The 5,904-nt window shown below is 63.1% G+C and carries 7 protein-coding genes and 1 pseudogene; all 8 read right to left on the bottom strand.

The annotated features are described in order from the left end of the window. A pseudogene (locus tag EOS_RS25030) lies at nucleotides 1-380 on the bottom strand (type II secretion system F family protein); the annotation flags it as partial. Nucleotides 381-442: 62 nt separating this feature from the next. Continuing rightward, nucleotides 443-1,810, bottom strand: coding sequence for a CpaF family protein (locus EOS_RS25025; protein WP_047849420.1), 1,368 nt, complete (start codon nucleotides 1,808-1,810; stop codon nucleotides 443-445). Nucleotides 1,811-1,840: 30 nt separating this feature from the next. After that, nucleotides 1,841-3,052, bottom strand: a complete 1,212-nt coding sequence (locus tag EOS_RS25020) for an AAA family ATPase (RefSeq protein WP_047849419.1) — start codon at nucleotides 3,050-3,052, stop codon at nucleotides 1,841-1,843. Nucleotides 3,053-3,075: 23 nt separating this feature from the next. Then, a complete protein-coding gene (locus EOS_RS25015) occupies nucleotides 3,076-3,522 on the bottom strand; it encodes a TadE/TadG family type IV pilus assembly protein (protein ID WP_047849418.1) in 447 nt (148 codons plus the stop codon). Beyond that, nucleotides 3,519-4,019: a TadE/TadG family type IV pilus assembly protein gene (locus tag EOS_RS25010; protein ID WP_047849417.1), complete on the bottom strand. Its 501-nt coding sequence runs from the start codon at nucleotides 4,017-4,019 to the stop codon at nucleotides 3,519-3,521. The genes EOS_RS25015 and EOS_RS25010 overlap by 4 nt, the downstream gene beginning before the upstream one ends. 56 nt (nucleotides 4,020-4,075) lie before the next feature. Further along, nucleotides 4,076-5,341 carry a pilus assembly protein TadG-related protein gene (locus EOS_RS25005; RefSeq protein WP_047849416.1) on the bottom strand — a complete coding sequence of 422 codons (1,266 nt, stop codon included), beginning with the start codon at nucleotides 5,339-5,341 and terminating at the stop codon, nucleotides 4,076-4,078. A gap of 21 nt (nucleotides 5,342-5,362) precedes the next feature. Next, entirely contained in the window at nucleotides 5,363-5,692 is a 330-nt protein-coding gene (locus EOS_RS25000) for a hypothetical protein (protein WP_047849415.1), read from the bottom strand. Between the two features lie 20 nt (nucleotides 5,693-5,712). Next, nucleotides 5,713-5,904 (bottom strand): hypothetical protein (locus EOS_RS47150; protein ID WP_047849414.1); only part of this gene is annotated, 192 nt, incomplete at its 5' end.

The following is a 5,904-nucleotide window of genomic DNA, read 5'->3' as shown; positions in this document are numbered from 1 at the left end:
ACGATCAGCGTCGTCGGCACCGGTAGCGGCACGAAACTGGCCGCCGCCGCCATGATCGCGACCGCGAACACGCTGCGCCCGGCCAGACGGCCCACGGTGAGGCTCAATCCGGACTGCAGAATGATCCGGTCTAGCATCTGCACGCGCGGCATGCGCATCATCAGCGCGTCCAGCGGCCTCGACCCGCTGAGCAAGCGCTGTTTCAGGATTGTCAGTCGCTCCCCCCGCACCTGAGCACCCGCCGACAGAGCCTGGATGCGCTGCTCCAGACGGCGTGCAGCAGGGCCGTGGCGACTGTTCCACCATTGGTACAGGCCTTCAATCGCCAGCACCACGGCGACGAACAGCAAGATGCTGAAGGTGTAGAAGATCGGATTCATGGATGTCTCACAAAACAGAGTTACGAGCGGCGCTTCCCGCCGGCGCCACCCGTTGCGGCCCGTTACGCGGTGTCGAAATGCCGGCCCGGATCGTAAAGCTCGTCTGGCAGCGTGATGCCGAACGCCTGCAGCCGATCCGCGAACCTGGGCCGCACGCCGGTTGCACAAAAGTAGCCGCGCACCGCACCGTCCTGGTCGACACCGGTTCGCTTGAACGTGAAGATCTCCTGCATGTTGACGATATCGCCCTCCATGCCCGTCAGTTCCTGAATGCTGACGATCTTTCGGCAACCGTCGGTCAGCCGTGCCGTCTGAACCACGACGGATATGGCCGACGAGATCTGCTGTCGCAGGTTCTTGGGCGACAGAGCGAGCCCCGCGAGGCTGATCATGTTCTCGAGGCGGGTTAGTGCGTCGCGCGGCGTGTTCGCGTGAATGGTCGCCAACGATCCTTCGTGGCCGGTGTTCATCGCATTCAGCATATCCAGCGCTTCTGCTCCACGCACTTCGCCAAGAATGATGCGATCGGGGCGCATCCGCAGCGCGTTGCGCACTAGCGTGCGCTGCGTGATTTCACCGCGTCCCTCGACATTCGGCGGCCGTGTTTCAAGGCGCAGCACATGTTGCTGGCGTAGCTGCAGCTCTGCCGCGTCCTCGATGGTCACGATGCGCTCGTCTTCCGGGATGAACCCCGACAGGATGTTAAGCAGCGTTGTCTTGCCGCTGCCGGTCCCGCCCGATACGAGGATGTTCACCTTGGCGCGCGCGAGCGCGTCGAGCAACTCGGCCATCGGCGGCGTCAGGCTTTGCGATGCGATCAGGTCCGATACCTGCAACGGGTTGACGGCGAAGCGCCGGATAGACATCAACGGCCCGTCGACGGCCGACGGCGGGATGATCGCATTGACCCGCGATCCATCGGGCAAACGTGCGTCGACCATCGGGCTGGACTCGTCGATGCGCCGTCCGACGCGCGAGACGATCTTTTCGATCACCTTCATCAGGTGCGCGTCGTCATAGAAGGTCACGTCAGTCAGCTCGAGGCGACCCTTGCGCTCGACGTAGGTCGTGCGGTAGGTGTTGACGAGTATGTCGGAGATGGTGGGGTCGCGTAGCAGCACTTCGAGCGGGCCGAAGCCGAACATTTCGTCATGAATGTCAATCGCGAGCTGCTTGCGCTCCAGATCGTTGACCGGCGCCTTTTCCTCTTCAAGAATGCGAGCGATCAGCGCGCTGACCTCGTGGCGGACCTGTTCGACCGGGATGCGCGACAGCCTTTCCAGCTCGACCCGATCGAGCACAATCTCATGGACCTGGCGCTTCAGTTTCTGGTACGCGGCGCGCGCGAGGCCGAGCGATGCCCGGTTGCCGGAATGACGCTCTGGCAGCGCGTGGATCGTCTGGGACGACATTTGTTCACGTAATGACATGAGACTCTCCTGGTCGAATCTGACCGAACGTTAAGAGACCTTGGGCTGCCGGGATGCACCAATATGCCCAAACAGCTTTGCAAGCATCGGTTCGCCGCGCTTGTCCGCAGTAGCGACGCCCGCGGAATGGTTCGCGATGTTTTGCGCTAGCGTTTGCAGGCTATGTGCCAACGGGCTGTTGCGGGCCGTCTTCAACACGGGCTCACCGAGATTGACCGCGTCATACGCTACCTGCGGATCGTCGGGGATCAAATGGGACGGGCGCTTTCCCAACACCTGCTCGAGCACGCTCCTGACCCGCTCGTCCTGGCGGCGGTGCCGATTGACCAGCACGCGGAGCTGGTCGGCCGGGTACGCAAGGGACACAAGAATTTCCTGCAGGCGGCGCGCCGCCCGCACGTAGGGCATGCTCGCCTGAAGCACCATATGGATTTCGGCGCTGCGGTCGAGCGCAACGATCGATAGCGCGTTGATGCTCTGCCCCAGATCGAACAGCACAACGTCATAGCGTGGCGCGGCGACGCCGAGAATCCACTCGAGTTGCTCCTCATGAATGTCGAGCGCCTTGAGCGGATCACCCGCGCCCGCGAGCACATGAAAGCGGGGACTCACGTGCGTGAGGGATGCCTCAAGAAACGCGGCATCCATGCGGCCGATCTGCGCACACATCTGCGGCAACGTTGATGGCGGCGTCTGGTCGCTGACCAGGAATGCCGCATCGCCGAACTGCTGGGTCAGGTCAACGAGCAGCACGCGCTTGTCGTGCAACGTGGAGATCGCATGGCCGACATTCGCCGCGATAAAACTGGTCCCCGCGCCGCCTTTGCACGAAATGAAGGACACGAAATGCGTTTCGTGCCGCTGGTCCATCACACGCTGCGCAATCGCGCGCTTCAGCGCGTCGCCGAGCGCGCGCGGATCGAGCGGCCAGTTCAGCACGTCGCGAAAACCCGCGCGCATTGCCGCGATCAACACGTCCGGCGACGCTTCGGGCAACAGCAGGATGCAGGTCAGGCGCGGATAGCGGTGAATCAGCATGTCGACGGCGGGCAGTTCGGCGTGCTCGAGCGACGACGCGTCGATGATCAGCACATCGAAGACGTCGAGGCTGTCGCCGCGCTCGAGCAATGTCGATGGCGCTCCCTGCATCCGTGTAGTCGTGTAGCTGCCGGAATCGGTGACGAGGCGGACGATCTCGGACATCCGGCCAGTGTGTTCCGAGCTGATGAGAATATTGATCATGATGTGGTCACCCGCTGGAAGCTTTAGTTGCATGCGCTGCCGCCGCTCGAGCTGGTAAGGCTCTCGCGCGGCAACGTGGTGGTGAATGCCGGCATCATCAGAGTCAGCGGCACAAATGGAATCACCGTATTCACCGGCACGTTGCTGATGCTGACCGTGACTGTGCTGCACGTGCTGGCTGTGCACCCCGAGGGGGCGTACGAAACCGACACGCTCGATGCGGGAATCGTCGGCATCAGGCCAGTGACGTTATTCGCGATGCCGGCTGCGTTCAGGTCGCACACAACAGCGACCCGTGCGCCCTCGCGCATCGCTTCGCTTGCGGTGTTCCAGTAGAACAGCACGCGCGCGAACTCGCAGATGCCGATCAGCAGCGTGCAGAAAACGCCCGCGACCAGTGCGAATTCAACGGCTGCGACGCCTCGCTGCCTGCTCCTTGCTGCGATGAATCGACGCCTCTTCGTAGTCATAGCACTTGCCTCATTACCGTGGCGATGTTGTTGAACGGCAAGCTCGTCAAACTCAAAAGGAACGACTCGATTGGTATGTACGTGAAGCCGGTGATCTTCACCGCGACCAGGTTGATCGTGCCCGCCGGCGAACCGGAATTCGCGCCGTTGTTCGTGTCGTAGGTGGCGACGTTGCCGAAGCTCATGCCCGGGCAACCCGGCGACGAGACACGGTCGCAAACGACGACCATCGACGCGGTCAGCCCTGGCACGAGCGGGGTCCCCGAGCATCCCGATGAACTCGTCAACTGACCGGTCACGGCGAGACACTTCGCGTCAGCCACCGGATACGCCACATCGCTTGGCGAGAACTCGGACAAATAGCGTGCGGCGTTGCGGGTTGCTTTGGTCAGCGCTTCATACTGGTAGATCGCGCGGCCTAATTCCGCGACACCCATAACCAGTGTCAACAACGGAATCAGCAGAATCGCGAATTCGACCGCGGCGGTTCCGCGCATATGCCTGGCTCCGGGCATGCGGCGGCGTGAGTGTGGACGCTTGATCATGGTCGCTCCTATCGCACCAGTACCGGTACCTTGGGACCCACGCCGGTGCCGGCCCCGGGAATGCCTTGTGTCGCGCACGGGCTGCTCGCGAGATCAGACGCGCCGAGGTATTCAAGGGTTACCGCATCGGCGTTGCCGCCCTTTTGCATCGGATCGAGCATTAGCACGCACCCGAATGATTGCGCGGTCGTCGTGTGCGTACCGTTGGCATTGGCGAGGGACGAACAATCGACCATCGGCACCAGCGCCAGCCGCCGGTCCGCGCCCGCCTGGTAGGTCGCTTGCGACGCGGCGCTGCCGTTTGTGCTCAGGCCCGCCGGGCCATCGCCCTGATAAGGCGTGAAAGACCGGCGCCTCGTGATGAAATCGCTGTACGCGCCGGACTGCTTGGACCACGATGTCGACGTGTAGGCATAGCCGGTGAAATCGGTCACGCCGGTAGCGTTGCCGTTGCCGTTCTTGTAGATTCCGAAGCGCGTGTTCCAGGCCGTGTCGATGGACGCAATATTGCCCGGATTGCCGATCGGCTGGTTGATGGTCAGGCTGCACTGTCCAGCGCCTGTGAGCTGGCTCGCCAGCGCTGACGCGCCGGTGCCGCCGCTCAGGTTCGCCCAACCGAAGTTGCCTCCGCCGTAGATCCCCTTACCCTGCTTCGATGAATCGATTTTCGAAGTCAGCCACTGGCCGATAGCGTAGGAGGCCGATGACGGGGTCGCAGTCGTCGGCGTGCATACGAACACGGGAATCGCGCAGGTCGTCTGCGAAGCTCCGGTGGTGGCCACCGCCCGCGCGGAGACCGCTGCGTTCGCGATATTCACGCCAGGTATGACGTCGAGGGCCTGGATGAACCAGTTGACGATGCCCGACAGATTGGTGGTGCACTGGGCGTAGCGGACGTTCGCGAGCGAATAGGTGATCCCGTCCTTGCTCTCAAACGCGTCGCTAAGCGAATCGCTGTACTTGATGTTGCTGTCGACCGTCATCGCAACGGGCGTGCTCTGGAACAATGCCGAATTCGCACTGGCGGCGGCGATACCGGCCGCCTCCGACACGGACAACGGCGACGCCCCCGTCAAGTCGCGCGCAGCGGCCAGCGCGCATGCGTCCGCACTGTTCTGCAACTCGCTCTTGGCGACATACAGTTTGCCGAGGTCGAGCGCCAGGCCGACGAAGCCGATCAGCGCGGCAAGCGACAGCGCAACGATGACCGATACCACGCCGCGCTCGCGATGAGCCGCCCGGCGGCGCCTCCCTGCTTGAATTTGGCGATCCATGATGCCCTCGGCTCAATGTGTCTACTGACCGCTCGACGGGGCAGCCATAGCACCACCGTTGCCGCTGCCACCCACGCCGATCACGAACGCGTTGGCGCTCGGCGCGGGCTGCTGGAACGACGCGTTGTAATTCGACATCGCTGCGACCGCGGCCTTGCCGTCGATCCCGCTCGTGGACGGATGGTGGATCGCCGCATCGGGATCGATGATCTGCGCCTGGCTGATGGCCCTGACGGACTGGCCAAAGTGACTGTCCCAGACGGGCGTCGTCGACAGGCAACCGCTCAGTGCGCCGCAGGCCGGTGCGATCAGTACTGTCCAGCGTAAGAAGAGAATGGGGCGGATGATCATGATGTTCTCCTGGTGAAGCTTCAGTTTTGGACCGGAACGGACGACGAGCGCGGCTTTTCGTACTGCTGACGCTGGCCTGCGTCGATCTGGGCAGCCGCCGCTTCGACGCGTGCGACGTGCGTGGCAAGCTCATCGGCGGGCGCGGCCGGCGCACTGGCCTGTGGTTCCGGTAGCTGCCTTGTCACCGTGACCGGCACTGGAGCTGCCCCGGT

Source organism: Caballeronia mineralivorans PML1(12) (assembly GCF_001028175.1).
GTDB classification, from domain to species: domain Bacteria; phylum Pseudomonadota; class Gammaproteobacteria; order Burkholderiales; family Burkholderiaceae; genus Caballeronia; species Caballeronia mineralivorans.
The sequence above is the reverse complement of the archived record's forward strand: the minus strand, read 5'-3'. Positions and strand labels throughout refer to the sequence as shown.